General features: G+C 52.9%; 15 protein-coding genes. 14 read left to right on the forward strand and 1 reads right to left on the reverse strand.

Features of this window, described 5'->3' with window-relative positions; genetic code table 11:
- The first annotated feature begins 195 nt into the window (after nucleotides 1-195).
- From MHI45_RS32935 to MHI45_RS32945, 3 genes are read left to right on the forward strand one after another with little or no spacing between them, the layout of a single operon-like run.
- A complete protein-coding gene (locus tag MHI45_RS32935) occupies nucleotides 196-1,848 on the forward strand; it encodes a spore germination protein (RefSeq protein WP_076111290.1) in 1,653 nt (550 codons plus the stop codon).
- Nucleotides 1,838-3,049, forward strand: coding sequence for a Ger(x)C family spore germination protein (locus tag MHI45_RS32940; RefSeq protein WP_076111291.1), 1,212 nt, complete (start codon nucleotides 1,838-1,840; stop codon nucleotides 3,047-3,049). Before MHI45_RS32935 ends, MHI45_RS32940 begins: the two co-directional genes overlap by 11 nt.
- A gap of 22 nt (nucleotides 3,050-3,071) precedes the next feature.
- Complete coding sequence (locus MHI45_RS32945; RefSeq protein WP_076111292.1) at nucleotides 3,072-4,172, forward strand: GerAB/ArcD/ProY family transporter; 1,101 nt, start codon at nucleotides 3,072-3,074, stop codon at nucleotides 4,170-4,172.
- Here the strand turns inward: MHI45_RS32945 and MHI45_RS32950 are convergent.
- Nucleotides 4,145-4,402 (reverse strand): hypothetical protein, encoded by a 258-nt coding sequence (locus tag MHI45_RS32950; RefSeq protein WP_076111293.1) that lies wholly within the window; start codon nucleotides 4,400-4,402, stop codon nucleotides 4,145-4,147. The genes MHI45_RS32945 and MHI45_RS32950 overlap by 28 nt on opposite strands.
- A gap of 169 nt (nucleotides 4,403-4,571) precedes the next feature.
- On the opposite strand from MHI45_RS32950, the gene MHI45_RS32955 reads away from it, so the two are divergent.
- From MHI45_RS32955 to rlmN, 11 genes are all read left to right on the forward strand, one after another.
- Entirely contained in the window at nucleotides 4,572-6,446 is a 1,875-nt protein-coding gene (locus MHI45_RS32955; RefSeq protein ID WP_076111294.1) for a bifunctional homocysteine S-methyltransferase/methylenetetrahydrofolate reductase, read from the forward strand.
- A gap of 38 nt (nucleotides 6,447-6,484) precedes the next feature.
- Entirely contained in the window at nucleotides 6,485-7,381 is an 897-nt protein-coding gene (locus MHI45_RS32960) for a YicC/YloC family endoribonuclease (protein WP_076111295.1), read from the forward strand.
- A 51-nt stretch (nucleotides 7,382-7,432) separates the two neighbouring features.
- The gene (gene remA / locus MHI45_RS32965) at nucleotides 7,433-7,693 is read left to right on the forward strand and encodes an extracellular matrix/biofilm regulator RemA (RefSeq protein ID WP_006209218.1); all 261 of its coding nucleotides are present in this window, start codon (nucleotides 7,433-7,435) and stop codon (nucleotides 7,691-7,693) included.
- 18 nt (nucleotides 7,694-7,711) lie between these two features.
- A complete protein-coding gene (gmk, locus tag MHI45_RS32970) occupies nucleotides 7,712-8,281 on the forward strand; it encodes a guanylate kinase (protein ID WP_076111296.1) in 570 nt (189 codons plus the stop codon).
- Between the two features lie 54 nt (nucleotides 8,282-8,335).
- Nucleotides 8,336-8,536, forward strand: coding sequence for a DNA-directed RNA polymerase subunit omega (gene rpoZ / locus MHI45_RS32975; protein WP_038590559.1), 201 nt, complete (start codon nucleotides 8,336-8,338; stop codon nucleotides 8,534-8,536).
- A 340-nt stretch (nucleotides 8,537-8,876) separates the two neighbouring features.
- Complete coding sequence (coaBC, locus tag MHI45_RS32980) at nucleotides 8,877-10,112, forward strand: bifunctional phosphopantothenoylcysteine decarboxylase/phosphopantothenate--cysteine ligase CoaBC (protein ID WP_076111297.1); 1,236 nt, start codon at nucleotides 8,877-8,879, stop codon at nucleotides 10,110-10,112.
- Nucleotides 10,112-12,643: a primosomal protein N' gene (priA, locus tag MHI45_RS32985; RefSeq protein WP_076111298.1), complete on the forward strand. Its 2,532-nt coding sequence runs from the start codon at nucleotides 10,112-10,114 to the stop codon at nucleotides 12,641-12,643. The genes coaBC and priA overlap by 1 nt, the downstream gene beginning before the upstream one ends.
- Nucleotides 12,644-12,754: 111 nt before the next feature.
- Entirely contained in the window at nucleotides 12,755-13,240 is a 486-nt protein-coding gene (gene def, locus MHI45_RS32990; protein WP_076111299.1) for a peptide deformylase, read from the forward strand.
- Nucleotides 13,241-13,245: 5 nt separating this feature from the next.
- Nucleotides 13,246-14,184, forward strand: a complete 939-nt coding sequence (fmt, locus tag MHI45_RS32995) for a methionyl-tRNA formyltransferase (RefSeq protein ID WP_076111300.1) — start codon at nucleotides 13,246-13,248, stop codon at nucleotides 14,182-14,184.
- Nucleotides 14,181-15,665: a 16S rRNA (cytosine(967)-C(5))-methyltransferase RsmB gene (gene rsmB / locus MHI45_RS33000; RefSeq protein WP_076111301.1), complete on the forward strand. Its 1,485-nt coding sequence runs from the start codon at nucleotides 14,181-14,183 to the stop codon at nucleotides 15,663-15,665. Before fmt ends, rsmB begins: the two co-directional genes overlap by 4 nt.
- A 179-nt stretch (nucleotides 15,666-15,844) precedes the next feature.
- Complete coding sequence (gene rlmN / locus MHI45_RS33005; RefSeq protein WP_218642525.1) at nucleotides 15,845-16,885, forward strand: 23S rRNA (adenine(2503)-C(2))-methyltransferase RlmN; 1,041 nt, start codon at nucleotides 15,845-15,847, stop codon at nucleotides 16,883-16,885.
- The last annotated feature ends 4 nt before the right edge of the window (nucleotides 16,886-16,889 follow it).

A 16,889-nucleotide genomic window follows, 5' to 3' on the forward strand; every position in this document is an offset into this window, starting at 1 on the left:
TGCAATACAAAAGGATGACCTCAAGCAGCCCGCTTGCAGGTCATCTTTTTTTGCAAATATAAGCATTTATATGCTTCACCCTATAAATCATCCTTCTATTTCCGTTTCCACTTGTTGTTCCAGAATGGCATCATATCCGAATAATGGCAGAGTTAACCGTGAATAATAAGAACCAGTACGAGAGGGGGGAGCGTGGTGAACTCGAAGCGATATCTTACAAGAAACGGGGCAAAGGATGTCCGCGAGCAGCGTTTAAGCAGCGGCGGTCCAAAACTGTCAGAAAATCTTGGACAGAGCATAGAGAACATACAGACTGAGCTTGGTAACAGCCCTGATCTCAAGGTCCGCCAGATCGAAATTGGCGGAGTCCACCCTGTGCAAGCCGCGGCTGTTCATCTGAGCGGGCTCGCAGATACCGTCGCAGTCAATGAATTTGTGGTGGGGTCACTGCTCGATAATACCGCAGGGCTTACGGATGGCATGGACGAAGCTGACAGAGGGGTGGACTTGCCATCACGGATCCTAAGCTCTGCTCTGGAAATAGGTGAAGCGGACTTCAAAGAGGAATGGAACGATATCATGCTGGCACTGCTTTCCGGAGATACGGCGATTCTGGTGGAAGGTTACACTTCAGCTATTGTGTGTGAGACCAGAGGCGGCGAACAGCGCTCTGTCACTGAGCCGTCTTCGCAGCTCGTTGTCCGCGGGCCCAAAGATGGCTTCGTAGAGTCCGTGGGAACTAATATCGCGCTGATCCGCCGGAGAATCAAGTCTCCCAAGCTGCGGCTGGAGTATATGAAAATCGGCTCGGAAACCCAAACCCATGTGGCCATCATGTATATGAAGGAAATCGCCGGTGAGGATTTGGTGCAGGAGGTCAGAGACCGCCTGCAAAAAGTCGCCATTGACGAAGTGCTGGAATCCGGATTCCTGGAGGAGCTGATTCAGGACAAGACCTTTACGCCCTTTCCGACAATATACAATTCTGAACGGCCCGATGTGGCAGCAGGTAATCTGCTGGAAGGCAGAGTTGTAGTGATCGTGGACGGTACACCATTTGTGCTGATTCTGCCGGCGGTGTTTACTCAATTTTTTCAGTCGGCGGAGGATTATTCCCAACGGTTCGATATTGCGATACTGATGCGGATCGTCCGTTACATGAGCTTTGTCGTTCTGCTTCTCGGCCCTTCTATCTATATCGCTTTGACCACTTATCATTATGAGATGATCCCGACAACCCTGCTGATCAATCTGCTGGCCCAGCGGGAAAATGTACCTTTTCCGGCTTTTGTAGAGGCCATGCTGATGGAGAGTGCATTTGAAATCTTACGTGAAGCGGGTGTGCGGATGCCGCGTGTTATCGGACAGACGGTCTCGGTCGTCGGTGCGCTGATTCTTGGCTCGGCAGTTGTGGAAGCTGGCATTATTACCCCGATTATGGTTATTGTCATTGCATTAACAGGGATTGCGAGCTTCGCCATTCCTGCTTATAACATGGCGATTGCCGGACGGATTATCCGCTTCGGCTTTCTGCTGCTGGCCGCCATGTTCGGCTTCTATGGCATCACCCTTGGTTTAATTGTACTCGTAGCACATATGAACAGTCTGCGTTCCTTCGGCATTCCCTATTTGTCGCCGTTTGTTCCGCTCTCTATAAAAGGGCAGAAAGATACGATTCTGCGGTTGCCCTTGTGGCTGATGAGACCAAGCAAATCCCCGCAGCAGATGCGAGCGGAACTGCCGGACTACATGAGGGTCACGACAGGTCATGATTCTGAACTCGCACCTCTGATTCTTAAGGAAAACGATGCTATGCCGGTCGATGAAGGAGGGCGAAATGAAGATTAAGCCTTCCTGTCTGATCTTATTGTCCATTCTGCAGATTGTACTGCCGCTTGTTCTTACCGGCTGCTGGGACAGTGTCGAGCTGAACAGGAGGGCCATCGTCTCCGGCGTGGCCATTGACAGAGGTCCCTCGGAGAAAGAGAAGTATCGGCTGTCCTTTCAGGTGATTGTCTCGGAGGAAATCTCCGGAGAGAATACCCGGAGTACTTCACCGGTGTCTTTGTATACAGGCAGCGGCCGCACGATGTTCGAGGCACTGGCCAACGCTTCGCGGCAAACTGCGAGATTTCTGTCGCTTGCCCATGTCCGGGTGCTTGTCATCTCGGAGGAGTTTGCCCGTGAGGGAATTAAGGACATGCTGGATGTGCTGGAACGGGAGAGCGATACACGGCTCACCAGCCTGATGTTCATTTCCAGAGGCCAGCCGGCGAGCGACCTAATGTCAACGATGACTGTGTTCAGCAAAATCCCCGCCAATGATCTGGTGGAAAAGCTGGATACCACCTCGAAGCAGTTCGGTTACAACTTCAGGGTGGAGGTGGATGATGTCGTCAGGGGGATTCAGACCGTAGGAGGAGGTCCGATTATTAACGGGGTGTTTACCACAGGGGACAGGAATTCCGCAGACACCAACGATAACATGAAGACGATTGCTCCGAGCGCTATTCTGAGAGTGTCTGGTATGGCGGCGTTTAGGGATGATAAGTTGAAGGGTTGGCTGGATGGCAACGCTGCGCTCGGTACCGTACTTTTGCATAACAAAATTAAAGAGGTGCCTGTAATAGTAAAGAGCCCGGCGGGCGGCTATATTTCCTTCAATGTATACAAATCCCAGGTTCATCTGGAGGTCCAGGCGAAGGATCCGGAGCATCCTGTAATTACTATTAAAATAACCCAGCAGGCCGCGCTTAAGGAATCGGCTAACGTGCTTAATCTTACCTCTCCCCAGGTATTGGAAGAGCTTTCGGGCCGGCTGACCGATGAGACGAGAAAACAGATTGAGGCAGCGGTATCGGCAGCCAGGGAGCTAAAGAGTGATTATCTCGGCTTCGGAGAGGCGGTAGAACGGAGAAATCCGCGCGGCTGGAAAAAGGTCAGAGATCACTGGGAGGTTGTATTTGCGCATTGTGAGGTCAGAATCGAGGCGGATGCTGTGATCAGGCATACGGATATGAGGAGCAATTCTTTTCAGGTCAATAAGTGATGCGGAATAAAGGGGGGGCATGATGGGAACCATCAAAATTGGTCTAACCCAGTTTTTCAGCTTGACCTTGCTGTTTGAACTTGGGACGGCACTTGTCGTTAATTTGGGAATGGAGTCGGGGAGGGATGCCTGGCTCTCAATACTGGTCGGCTGTCTGGCAGGAATTGTCGTGTTTGCGGGCTACACTTATCTGTACCGGAAACACCCGGAGCTGCCTTTTACAGCCTATACCCGGAAACTGCTGGGCAAAACGCTGGGAGTACCGGTTGCGGTGCTGTACATCATTTTATATATCAACCTGGCAGCGCGGGATTTGCGTGACGGCAGCACGATGCTGGCCATGGCGACCATGCATAATACCCCGATGTTTATTCTCAGCAGTCTGATGATTTTATCAGGAGCCTATGTCTTGCATAAAGGGATAGAGGTGCTGACCAGAACTTCGCTTGTTTTTGCCACTATCGTTATGATCATCGGTGTGTTCAGTACAATTATGCTGGTATTGTCAGGCTCAATTAACCTGCACCGCCTGCTTCCCATGCTGGAGGACGGGATCAAACCGGTACTGGTCTCAGTCGCACATCAGAACTTTATGTTTCCTTTTGGCGAAATGATCAGTTTTACAATGCTGATGCCCTACTTGTCCAATGTAAAAAAAGGCCCATGGATTATTGCCGCAGCCATGCTGGTATCCGCGCTGCTGCTGAGCTTTACCATGGCTCTTAATATATCGGTGCTGGGTGCAGATATCGTTCAGCGCTCGCCGCTACCGCTGATGCCGACAATCAGCAAAATTTCCATTTCTGATTTTATTCAGCGGGTAGATATTTTTGTGGTTATGGTGCTGATTATCGGCGTGTTTTTCAAAATGTCCGTGTTTTTTGCCGCCGCCTTGATTGGAATATCCGAGCTGTTCGGCATCCCTTACCGGAGAATGATCTATCCGTGCGCGCTGATTATCCTGTTTACCTCCATCCTGGACGCCCGCAGCTTTATCGAACATCTGGATGAAGGCGGAAGGCTGCTGTATATGGTATATCCTCTGTTTATAGTGGTTATCCCAGCCATCCTGATTATAATCACGGCGTTGAAGAGCTATTTCTCGGCTCCCCGCCCGGGCTGACTGCCGCGAACCCAATAGATTAGGTCTGGAACCAGCAGAGACAGCAGCATGATTGCCGCAGCCAGCTTCTCCGAGGCGGAATAGAGCAGGTAGTTCATGATATATCTGATGTTGCCCATCCCATAGCCGAACAGCCAGTCGCCAAAATACAAGTAAAGCAAAGAAAGTGTGGATAACAACAGGATTACAGCGTATTTGCGCAGCAGCAGCCTTCTTGTTCTTTTTTTCAAGGCAGGTTCCTCCTTAAATAAGAATAAGGCTAGTATGAATCATTTCATTCCTTGCCATGCAAAGGCAGTGATGGAGCTGTTAGGCTTTTGGGCTTTGAATGCTTATCATCCAACCCGATTTATGTTACATTAGTATGAAACTAATGACAGTATAGGGGAGGTTCTTGCGGTGAAGCCGGATTTGCGCTCTGCGTGGAATACGAATGTTTTGGTCGGGGACGGAGCCATGGGAACCTTTTTATATCAAAAAGGGTTTCCTGTCGGCATCTCCTACGAGGAATTGAATCTGACCTCTCCGGGGGTCATTGAAGACGTGCATCGCAGCTATATTGAAGCTGGAGCCGTGCTGCTGGAGAGCAATACGTTCTCTGCCAATTATGACAGGCTGTCCAAATACGGATTGGAATCAAAGGTTGGGGAAATCAACCGTGCAGGTGTGCGGATTGCCCGGCAAGCTGCCGGTGAAGCAGGGTATGTAGTCGGAGCGGTAGGTTCCATTCGTGCCGGCAAACGGGCAAATCTTTCTTCGTCGGAGCTGAAGCGTTATTTCACGGAGCAGATCACCGCACTGCTGGAAGAGCAGCCGGACGGCATCATGCTGGAAACCTTCTACGATGTGGAAGAGCTGCATTTGGCACTGCGGACAGTGCGGAAGCTCAGCGGGCTTCCGGTCATTTGCCAGCTTGCTGTAGATGAAACGGCGCGAACGCTGGATGGATTGACATTGCCGGAAGCCTTCCGCATTTTGGAACAGGACGGAGCGGATGTGATCGGCTTCAATTGCCGGACCGGTCCCAACGGCATCAAGCGTGCATTGAAGACGCTTCAGGGCAGTCTGACACTGCCAGCGTCGGTATATCCCAATGCCGGAGTGGCGGATTATGTGGACGGGCAGTACCGCTATGGCGCCACACCGGATTATTTCGGCCAAATGGCTCCTGTGTTTGCCGGGCTGGGCAGCCGGATCATCGGCGGCTGCTGCGGGACTACTCCGCAGCATATCGCCGAAATCTCGGCTGCACTGCGTGATTATGCTCCACAGCCGCTGCCAGAACCGACTCAGAAGAAGAGCCCGGAACGGATTGTGGTGCAGGAACATCTCGGCGAGGATGAAGACCGCAGCGGCGGCGAACCGACACTTGTCGATCTGGTCAAGGAGCGCCACACCGTTATTGTAGAGCTTGACCCTCCCCGTGATCTGGACATCGCCAAGTTTATGAGAGGTGCAGATGCGCTGCGCAGAGCAGGTGCAGATGCGCTGACCCTTGCGGATAATTCACTCGCCGTAACACGGATGAGCAACATGGCTCTCGGGCATCTGGTTCAGGCCCGCACAGGACTCCGGCCGTTGGTGCACGTGGCCTGCCGCGACCGGAATCTGATCGGGACCCAGTCGCATCTCATGGGTTTTGATGCGCTAGGCATCGACCATGTGCTGGCGGTGACCGGAGATCCGGCCCGTTTCGGGGATCTGCCGGGATCCAGCTCGATCTATGATCTTACTTCCTTTGAGATCATCCGGATGATTAAGCAATTGAACGACGGGATCGCTTTCTCCGGCAAGCCGCTGAAGCAGAAGGCGAAATTTGTGATCGGAGCCGCATTTAATCCCAATGTCAAACATTTGGACAAGGCGGTGGAGCGGCTGGAGAAGAAGATCGCTTCCGGCGCGGATTATATTATGACCCAGCCGGTGTATGATCCAGAGCTGATCGCCCACATCGCCAAAGCGACCGAGCATCTGGATATTCCGATATTCCTCGGGATCATGCCACTGGCAAGCGGCCGCAATGCAGAATACCTGCATAACGAGGTTCCCGGTATTCAGCTCTCCGCAGAGGTGCGCAGCCGGATGCAGGGTCTTGAAGGAGAGGTTGGCCGGGCTGAAGGCGTGGCCATTGCCAAAGAGCTGCTGGACGCGGCGACAGAGCATTTTAACGGCATCTATCTGATGACGCCATTCATGTTCTACGAGATGAGCGTCCAGCTGCTGGAGTACATTTGGGAGAAACAAGGGCGCAAATTGTCCCCCTTGTTTCGCTAGTAATAATCAATTACAATAGTGTAATGGATGTGATTCCGTTGTCATTTAGCATGACCGGATACGGTCAATCATCCCTGCAATTCGGCGGTTACAAGATTACGTTCGAAGTCAAATCGGTGAATAACCGTTACTGCGAAGTTGTGCTGCGGATGCCCCGGGATTGGACGGGTTATGAGGATATGCTGCGAAGAAAAGTTCTGCATCATATCAAACGGGGACGGGTAGATGTCGTCATTAATAGAGAAATCACTGAAGAGACAGCCTCCGTTCAGATGCTGAGCCGCCCGGCGGTCAAGTCCTATCTGAAAGCCGCGGAAGCGCTGAAGGACGAGTTCGGATTTACGGGCGAGTTGACTTTACGTGATATACTTTCTATGCCCGGTGTAATGGAGCTCAAGGAGGAGGCAGCCGCCACAGGATTTGCATCCTTTGAAGAGTACTCCGGGATGCTTGAACTGGGGCTGGAGCAAAGCCTTCATTCCCTGCTGGAAATGCGCGCCCGGGAAGGCGGTTATCTTGCCGCTGATCTAACGCGCCGGCTAGGGCATCTGGAGGAGCTGCACGCTGAAATGGCCGCACTTGCTCCTGCAGTAGTAGTTGAATACCGTGATAAGCTGCGGTTGCGGCTGAACGCGCTGAATGACGGGACTTTCCCTTTTGAGGAGCATAAATTCGGAATGGAAATTGCTACCTTTGCCGACCGCTGTAACATTGATGAGGAGCTTACCCGGCTGTACAGTCACTTTGAACAATGCAGAGCTTTGCTGAAGGGAAGCGAGCCGGCAGGACGCAAACTGGACTTTCTCATTCAGGAGATGAACAGGGAGACGAATACAATCGGGTCGAAATGCAACCATCTGACTCTAGTGAACCTCACGCTTGATATGAAAGCTGAGCTGGAGAAGATACGCGAGCAAGCAGCGAACTTAGAATAACAGGTAGTTCAATCAAGCAAAGATGTAACTTATGGGGGGAACAACCGGAACATGGCAATCAAATTAATCAACATCGGCTTTGGAAATATCGTATCGGCCAACCGCATTATTTCCATTGTCAGCCCGGAATCTGCACCAATTAAACGCATTATCCAGGAGGCCAGAGACCGGCATATGCTGATCGATGCGACCTACGGCCGCCGGACGCGGGCCGTCATTATTACAGACAGCGATCATGTCATTCTGTCGGCCGTTCAGCCGGAGACTGTGGCGCACCGCTTATCCAGCAAAGATGACGATAACGACGAATAACAACAAATGGAGTGTACTATGTCAAAAGGATTGCTGATCATATTGTCCGGCCCTTCCGGCGTTGGTAAAGGTACCGTCTGTACCGCGCTGCGGCCGAAGATGCCCGAGCTTGTCTATTCCGTTTCCGCCACCACACGCAGTCCGCGTGAGGGTGAGGAGAACGGCGTCAATTATTTTTTCAAGAGCAGAGAGCAGTTCACGGCAATGATAGAAGCGGACCAGCTGCTGGAGTATGCGGAGTACGTAGGCAATTATTACGGTACTCCGCGTGATTTTGTGGAGAGAACACTCGAGAGCGGAAGAGATATTATTCTGGAGATCGAGGTTCAGGGAGCTCTCAAAGTCAAAGACAAATTCCCGGAAGGCATCTTTGTGTTCCTTCTTCCTCCATCCATGGACGAATTGAAGGACCGCATCCGCGGACGCGGTACGGAGCATCCTGATGTGATTAACCACCGCATGTCCGTAGCAGAAGATGAGATTGGTCTGATCCGGCATTATGACTATGCCGTAGTGAATGATGAGATTGATCTGGCCTGTAAGCGAATAGAAAGCATTATTATCGCCGAACATTGTAAGGTAAGATGATATGCACAGCAAGATTGATCATATTTAACAGTAAAAGATGAAGAGGTGTCTTACGTGCTATATCCATCTATTGATGAAATGATGACCAAAGTCGACAGCAAGTATTCGCTGGTTGTTGCAGCTGCCCGCCGGGCAAGAGCTCTCCGTGAAGGCGGCAAGACTGATATCAAGTCGCCGAGATCCCACAAGTTTGTTGGCGTTGCCCTGGAAGAAATTTATGAAGACCGCATCATTGTAACACGCGGCGAAGAATAGTCCGGATAGCTTGCCATGCCTACTGTAGAAACGGACACCGCCTTTGTATAAGGCGGCGCTACCGTTTCTTCTTAGGTTAAGGGGCTGGCAGCGCATGAACCTAGTGACCCATAGCCCGTACCGGGCTGTTCCTGACAACCGGAAGGTTGTTATTTTTTTAAAGAGATAAGACTCGAGGATTTACGCTATATTATCCTTATATTATTGCAGAAACGGATGCCGTCTCGAGATAGGCCGATGCAGCCGTTTCTTCTTGCCCGAAATATTAGAATTTCAAGTTTTCTTCATTTTATATCCGAACTATAGAGCTTTGGCGCAGGAAAGGAACAGGGGGGAGATCATGTTGAACAACATCAAGGGTAAAACGATTATTCTTGGCATTACAGGGGGAATTGCTGCATACAAGGCAGCGGATTTGACCAGCAAGCTTACACAAAGGGGAGCCGAAGTCCATGTCATTATGACGGCCTCGGCTAAACAGTTCATTACTGATCTGACACTGCAGTCACTCTCGAAGCAGCGGGTATACAGCGATACCTTCCAGGAACGCGACCCGTCATCGATATCGCATATTGACCTTGCCGATGCCGCCGACCTTGTCCTGATCGCACCGGCTACGGCCAATATCATCGCCAAAATGGCGCATGGCCTTGCCGATGATATGTTGTCCACCACACTGCTGGCCGCGACCGCTCCGATTATGGTTGCACCGGCAATGAACGTCCATATGTACCAGCATCCGGCGGTAATCAGCAATATGAATACTCTTGCCGGGCGTGGTGTGCAGTTTATTGAACCGGGTGAAGGGCTGCTGGCCTGCGGTTATGTAGGCAAAGGCAGGCTTGAGGAGCCGGCGACGATTGTGAGCTGTGTGGATGCGTTCTTCGCTCTTCAGAACAGCGCTGCATCCGGTCCGCTGGCTGGTAAAAAAGTTATTGTGACGGCTGGAGGTACGGTGGAGCGGATTGATCCGGTGCGTTATATCTCCAATGACTCCTCAGGCAAAATGGGCTTTGCCCTGGCCCGTGCTGCGCGGGCTATGGGTGCGGAGGTAACCTTGATTGCTGCGCGTACGGATGAGAAGCCCCCGCAGGACCCGGACATCAAAGTGGTACGGGTAGAGTCGGCCCAGGAGATGTATGAGGCGGTTGCCGGCCGGTGGAAGGCATGCGATATTCTGATCAAGGCCGCTGCTGTAGCAGATTACCGTCCTAAGCAGAGTGCCCCATCCAAGATCAAAAAAAGCGGAGAAACAATGACGCTTGAACTGGTTAAGACAACCGACATCCTGGAGAGTCTGGGGAAAATGAAGGACAAGCAGTTCCTGATCGGATTTGCCGCCGAGACAGGAAACGCCGAAGCCTTCGCGAAGGACAAGCTGGTCCGCAAAAATTTGGACCTTATTGTGGCTAACGATGTGGCTGCGGAAGGGGCCGGATTTGGCACGGATACCAATATTGTCTCTATTTATGGGGCCGAAGGCCTTGTGCTGGATCTTCCCCTGGTAAGTAAAGATGAAGTGGCGCGCCGCTTGCTGGGACTCGCAGCAGAGCGTATCGCTGGAGCTGCTTTATAATGGATATAGCCAAGGTCATTGTCGATGTTCCCGTGCGCAGCACTGACCGGCCATTTGATTATTTGATTCCCGCTGACCTGAAACTGTGGATTGAAGTGGGCAGCAGAGTGGCTGTTCCTTTTGGTCACCGGACTGTACAGGGTTTTGTAGTCTCACTGGAATCGGGAGAGACCGGCTCGGGCCCTACCCTTAAGCCCATCCAGGAAGTGCTTGATCTGCTCCCGCCTTTGTCGCCAGAGCTTGTAGAACTTGGGGACTGGATGAGTCAAAGATATGCCTGCAGACGGATCTCCGCTTTGCAGGCTATGCTTCCGACTGCCCTTAAGGGCAAAGCCGAGCGTCTGATCTCCCTCGGAGAAGCGGCAGAGGAAGCAGGGAGCCCTGAGGATGAACTGTTTCCGCTGTTTCTGGATACGGACCAGGAGGAGCAGCAGATCACCGATTTTGTCAGACGTGCCGGGGAGGTCTCCATGAAACAATTGACCCGGACGTTTCCAGATGCGGCGGAGACAGTGAAGTTCATGCTGCGGCGGGGAGTGCTGTCCGAGAGCCAGTCGATTAAGGATAAAATGGGCAAAAAGAAGCTGAAGGCCGTAGATTTGGCGATAGGCGTTGCCGCAGCCCGCGAATCACTGGGCAGCTTCCCGGCACGTTCAGCACGGCAGAAGGAAGTGCTGTCCTTCCTGATCGACATGGAGCCGATGCTACCCATGCCGATGAAGGATCTTTTGTCGGTGCTGCAGGTTACAGCCGGTACCGTGAAGTCGCTGGAAGACAAGGGCTTCATTGAGATCAGCGAAATTGAAGTGTACCGTGATCCCTACCGGGGACGCGATTTCAAACCGAGCACTCCGCTGCCACTGACAGACGAACAGGAATCCGTATATAAACGGATTGTCCGGACGGTGGATGAGCAGCGGCATGAAGTGTTTTTGCTGCACGGGGTAACCGGGAGCGGAAAGACGGAAATTTACCTGCAGTGCATCCAGCGGGTAGTGGATCAGGGCAGGCAGGCGGTGGTGCTGGTTCCCGAGATCGCGCTCACTCCGCAGATGGTTGAGCGGTTTAAGGGCCGGTTCGGAAGCGGAGTGGCGGTGATGCACAGCCGCTTGTCTGTCGGAGAACGATACGACGAATGGCGCAAAATCCGTGAGGGCAAAGCGGCAGTTGCCGTCGGAGCACGTTCAGCGGTATTCGCGCCATTCGCCAATCTTGGACTGATTATTATGGACGAGGAGCATGAAGGCTCCTATAAGCAGGAGGAGAATCCGAAGTATCATGCCCGCGATGTGGCTGTCCGCAGGGCAGAGCAGGGAGGGGCTGCAGTAATTCTTGGCTCAGCCACTCCTTCTTTGGAGAGCTATCATGCTTCCCGGGCACAAAGCGATATTCACTTCTCTCCAGTTCTGCTAGAGATGCCGAGCCGTGCGCTTGGCAATGAACTGCCGAAGGTGCATGTGGTAGACATGCGCGATGAACTCAAGGAAGGCAACCGCTCCATGTTCAGCCGCAGGCTGCACGCTGCGCTTGAGAGCAGGCTGGAACGCGGGGAGCAGACAGTGCTGCTGCTGAACCGCAGAGGGTTTTCCACCTTCGTGATGTGCCGGAGCTGCGGTTATGTCGCGGGCTGTCCGGAATGCGACATCTCACTGACCTATCATGCCCGCAGCGACAATTTGCGCTGCCATTACTGTGGCCATGCGGAACCTTCGCCGAAGGTATGCCCTGAATGCGGAAGTGAGCATATCCGCTTCTTCGGGACAGGCACACAGCGGGTGGAAGAAGAATTAGGCAAACTTTTTCCCGGCATCCGCGTAATCCGGATGGATGTGGATACAACGACGGAAAAGGGCTCGCATGAGAAGCTGCTGAACCAGTTTAGGGACAAAAAGGCGGATGTGCTGCTCGGAACGCAGATGGTGGCGAAGGGGCTGGATTTCCCCGATGTTACACTTGTCGGAGTTATTACGGCGGATTCCGCGCTCAACTTGCCCGATTTCCGCGCGGCGGAGAAGACGTTTCAACTGCTTACCCAGGTGGCTGGGCGGGCGGGGCGGCATCAGCTACCCGGTGAAGTTGTGGTCCAGTCCTATACCCCCGAGCATTATTCGATTATCCATGCCAGCGGCCATGATTACAGCTCCTTTGTCCGTGAAGAGTTGAAGCACCGCAAAGAATTGCATTATCCTCCCTATTGCCGGCTGATTCTCGTGACCCTGTCACATGAACAGCTGCCGCTGCTGCTGCGTCTGGCCGAGAATTATGCGCTGAACCTTCAGGGCAAAGCGAGACAGCTCCGCTGGTACGGCAGCTTGGATAAGCTGTCCACGGACGCGCTTGATCTGTTGGGACCGGTGGCTTCACCGTTGCCCCGCCTGAAGGGCAGATACAGATTCCAGTGCATCATTAAATGGCGGGGAGCCATAGATGCGATTGGGCTGGCCAAGCAGGTGGCTGAAGAGCTGGAGGATTCGGTCCGTGACACAGGACTGCAGGTCAGCATCGACGTTGATCCGCAGATGTTGATGTAACCGGAAGACATGTTACAATGGGTAAGGAAATATTGCCTCTAGGCATGATTTGGTTTATTAATTCGTTTTACTAACTATAGAAATGTTCAGAACAAGGAAGGTGTTTTGGTAATGGCAATCAGGCTGATCGTGAAAGAACCGGATGAAGTGCTGCACAAGACAGCGAAAACAGTAACGAAAGTAACACCCAATGTCCAGAAGCTGCTGGACGATATGGCGGACACGATGTATGACGCTGAAGGCGTTGGCCTGGCGGCACCGCAGGTGGGTATCCTGAAACGGCTGATCGTAGTGGATGCCGATGAGGAGCATGGTTTGATCAAATTGATCAACCCGGAAATACTCAGTATGGAAGGCGAACAATTTGGACCTGAGGGATGTTTGAGTATTCCCGGGCTAAATGGCGATGTGCGCCGCGCGGAGACTGTTACGGTGCGTGGCCTTGACCGTGAAGGCAAGGAAGTGACGATTACGGGAAGCGGTCTGCTGGCCCGTGCTTTTCAGCATGAAATCGATCATCTCAACGGAGTAGTGTTCACGGATATTGCCGAGAAGGTATATGAATATACAGCTGAACGCAGTGAAGCCGAGGAGTGAATGAAATGAAAATAGTGTTCATGGGAACGCCGGCTTTTGCGGTGCCCTCCCTGCAGATGCTGGTGGAGGAAGGTTACGAAGTTGTGGCCGTTGTCACCCAGCCTGACCGGCCGCAAGGCCGCAAGAAGACACTTGTACCAACTCCGGTGAAGGAGGCGGCGCTGTCTCTGGGGCTGCCAGTCCTGCAGCCAGAACGGCTGCGCCGGCCGGAAGCCGTAGCGGAGCTGGCTGCCTATAAGCCGGATTTGATTGTTACTGCGGCATACGGTCAAATTCTGCCCAAATCGGTGCTGGAGCTGCCCGTGAATGGCTGTGTCAATGTTCATGGCTCGCTGCTGCCGAAATACCGCGGTGGAGCGCCGATTCAGCGCTGTATTATCAACGGTGAGCAGGTCACCGGAGTCACGCTGATGTACATGGCGGAAGGGCTGGATACCGGGGATATGATATCGCGGGTTGAGGTTCCCATCGGAGATGAAGATACTTCAGGGGTATTGTTTGAGAAGCTGAGTCTTGCCGGACGGGATCTGCTGAAGGCAGAAATGCCGCGATTGGCTACCGGTCGCCTTCAGGCTACGCGCCAAGACGACAGTGAAGCCACCTATGCGCCGAATCTCAGCCGGGAAGACGAGCGGATTGACTGGAATGCCGGATCGCGCGAAATTTATAACCGCATTCGGGGACTGGTCCCGTTCTCCGGGGCGTTTACGCTCTGGAACGGTGAAACGTTCAAGGTGTGGGCGGCAGCAAAGCCTGACGGGAACAGCACGGGTGGAACGTCTGCGCCAGGCACGGTATTAGCTGTTAACGAGCGGGGCGTTGAGGTGAAGACCGGCGACGGAGTTGTGCTGTTGACCTCAGTGCAGCCTGCTGGCAAAAAAGCGATGAGCGCTGGCGACTTTAGCCGTGGCGCGGCCATGAAGCCCGGGACGGTGCTCGGTTGAGCGCGGGCGGCCACAATGGCGCAGGACGAAGTGGACAGGCCCCCTCTTCAAGAGGGGGGAATACGGGGACTGGCGCAAAAGGGGCAACTGCCAAACCAAACCGCAAGGGCGCTGCTGGCGGCAAATCGTCGGCAGATTCTGCCCGTGAGGTAGCTCTCGATGTTCTCGTCCGGGTCGAACAGCAGGGAGCTTACAGTAACCTGCTGCTCAACAGCAGCCTGCAGAAATCAGGGCTTAGCCGGGAAGATACAGGACTTGTCACAGAGCTTGTATACGGCAGCATCTCTAGGATGTTAACGCTGGATTATGTACTGGGAGATTTCGTGACCAAGGGAATCGCCAAGCTGCAGCCTTGGGTGCGTAATCTGCTGCGCCTGAGTCTGTATCAAATCATGTATCTCGACCGGATTCCATCACATGCAGCCGTAAATGAGGCTGTGAATATAGCCAAGAAGCGTGGGCACCAAGGGATTTCGGGAATGGTCAACGGGGTTCTCCGCAGCGTGCTGAGGGCCGGTGATCTGCCTGTACTAAAAGAAGGACTCAGCGGGGAGGAGCGGATTTCCATTCTCCATTCGCATCCGCTCTGGATGGTGCGGCGCTGGGCGGCTGAATATGGTATGGAAACGGCTGAAGCCATGTGTGCGGCCAATAATGAACCCCCTTCGGTCAGCGTGCGTGTGAACACAACGATGATCAGCAGGGACAATCTGCTGGCACAGATGCAGCAAGCGGGAATGGAAGCCTCTGTGTCAAGAGTAAGCCCGTACGGGATTGTTGTAAAAGGTGGAGGTAATCTGGCATTAACCTCCTGGTACAGTGATGGATACATCTCGATCCAGGATGAGAGCTCTATGCTGGTGGCTGAAGCTGTTGATCCTAAGCCGGGAATGAACGTGCTTGATTGCTGCGCTGCCCCGGGCGGCAAAAGCGCGCATATGGCTGAGCTGATGAAAGACGAAGGCAGCATCTATGCCAATGATCTGCATGAACATAAGGCAAAGCTGATTGCAGATCAGGCGCTGCGGCTGGGCCTGGAGTCCATAACAACAGGCAGCCGCGATGCACTTGAGCTTGAGGATACGCTTGAGCCGGAATCCTTTGACCGCATCCTGCTGGATGCCCCGTGCTCCGGCCTTGGCGTAATCCGCCGCAAGCCGGACCTGAAGTGGCGCAAGCAGCCGGAGGATGTCGCCAGTGTTGCCGTCCTGCAGGGCGAGCTGCTGCAATCGGTTGCCAGACTGCTGAAACCCGGCGGCGTGCTGGTTTACAGCACCTGCACGACAGAGCAGGCGGAGAACAGCGGCATTGTCGCTGATTTTCTAAAGAATAATCCCGGGTTTGCACCTGTGACTTTCAGCTCCCCTGTATGGGAGCGTCTTGAAGAAACTGCAGTTGCCGCAGGAGAGGGCATACAGCTCCTGCCGCAGCATTTTGGAAGCGATGGGTTCTATATTGCCCGGCTGGAACGACTCTCGTAAAATAGTAAATCGGCAAGGGATTTACAGTTGTCCCGCCCGCAGGGTATTGTGCGTGGCGGGCTTTCTTTTACCGTCTCTGAAATTTGTGTTAAAATAGGAAGAATGAGAAATAATACGCATATCCTAAGCGTATAATCAATACATTTTTATACTTCATGAAAGAACAGGTGCTGAATATAATGAAACCTTTAATATATGATTTTTCTTTGGAAGAGTTGCAGCAGTGGGCGAAAGATAACGGTGAGCCCGCTTTTCGCGGCGGGCAAATCTTCGACTGGCTGTATGTAAAGCGTGTAAGCGATTTTGAATCCATGAGCAATTTGTCCAAGGCGCTGCGCATGAAGCTGAATGATCAGTTCAGCATCATTGCCCTTACCGAGATTACGAAGCTGGAGTCCAAGGACGGTACTGTGAAATTCCTGTTCGGTCTGCATGACGATCATGCGATCGAGACAGTTATTATGAAACATAACTATGGCAATAGCGTGTGTGTAACGACACAGGTAGGCTGCCGGATCGGCTGCACCTTCTGTGCTTCCACACTTGGCGGGCTGAAACGCGATTTGACCGCAGGCGAGATTGTTGCCCAGGTCGTCCGTTCACAGCAAATTCTTGATGCGCGCGGCGAGCGTGTCAGCAGCATTGTAATTATGGGTACAGGCGAGCCCTTTGAGAACTATGACGCAACGATGAGATTCCTGCGTCTTATGATCCATGAAAAAGGCCTGAATATTGGCCAGCGCCATATTACCGTTTCTACCAGCGGAATTGTACCGAACATTTACAAATTCGCTGAGGAAGATACACAAATCAATCTGGCCATTTCCATTCATGCGCCAAATGATGCCCTGCGCTCCAAGCTGATGCCGGTAAACCGCCGCTATCCGTTTGACGACGTGATTGAATCTTTGCGTTACTACCAGGCCAAGACTGGGCGTCGCATCAGCTTCGAGTACGCACTGATCGGCGGAGTAAACGACCAGCCAGAGCATGCGAAGGAATTGGCGGGGGTGCTCAAAACAATGCTGTGCCACGTCAACCTGATTCCGGTTAACCACGTGCCGGAGCGCAAGTATGTAAGAACTTCACGTAATGATATCTTTGAATTTCAGCGTATTTTGGCCGATCAGGGTGTGAATGTTACCATCCGCCGTGAGCAGGGCCATGATATTGCGGCCGCATGCGGACAGCTGCGCGCCAAACATATGGAGTTGGGGTGAGGAT

The sequence above is a fragment of the Paenibacillus sp. FSL H3-0321 genome (assembly GCF_038002865.1).
Classification (GTDB): domain Bacteria; phylum Bacillota; class Bacilli; order Paenibacillales; family Paenibacillaceae; genus Paenibacillus_AQ.

Coding starts and splice junctions, on each gene's coding strand:
- def (WP_076111299.1), top strand. CDS start 12,755: ATGGCAATCAGGCTGATCGTGAAAGAACCGGATGAAGTGCTGCACAAG.
- gmk (WP_076111296.1), top strand. CDS start 7,712: ATGTCAAAAGGATTGCTGATCATATTGTCCGGCCCTTCCGGCGTTGGT.
- MHI45_RS32945 (WP_076111292.1), top strand. CDS start 3,072: ATGGGAACCATCAAAATTGGTCTAACCCAGTTTTTCAGCTTGACCTTG.
- fmt (WP_076111300.1), top strand. CDS start 13,246: ATGAAAATAGTGTTCATGGGAACGCCGGCTTTTGCGGTGCCCTCCCTG.
- MHI45_RS32940 (WP_076111291.1), top strand. CDS start 1,838: ATGAAGATTAAGCCTTCCTGTCTGATCTTATTGTCCATTCTGCAGATT.
- rlmN (WP_218642525.1), top strand. CDS start 15,845: ATGAAACCTTTAATATATGATTTTTCTTTGGAAGAGTTGCAGCAGTGG.
- priA (WP_076111298.1), top strand. CDS start 10,112: ATGGATATAGCCAAGGTCATTGTCGATGTTCCCGTGCGCAGCACTGAC.
- remA (WP_006209218.1), top strand. CDS start 7,433: ATGGCAATCAAATTAATCAACATCGGCTTTGGAAATATCGTATCGGCC.
- coaBC (WP_076111297.1), top strand. CDS start 8,877: ATGTTGAACAACATCAAGGGTAAAACGATTATTCTTGGCATTACAGGG.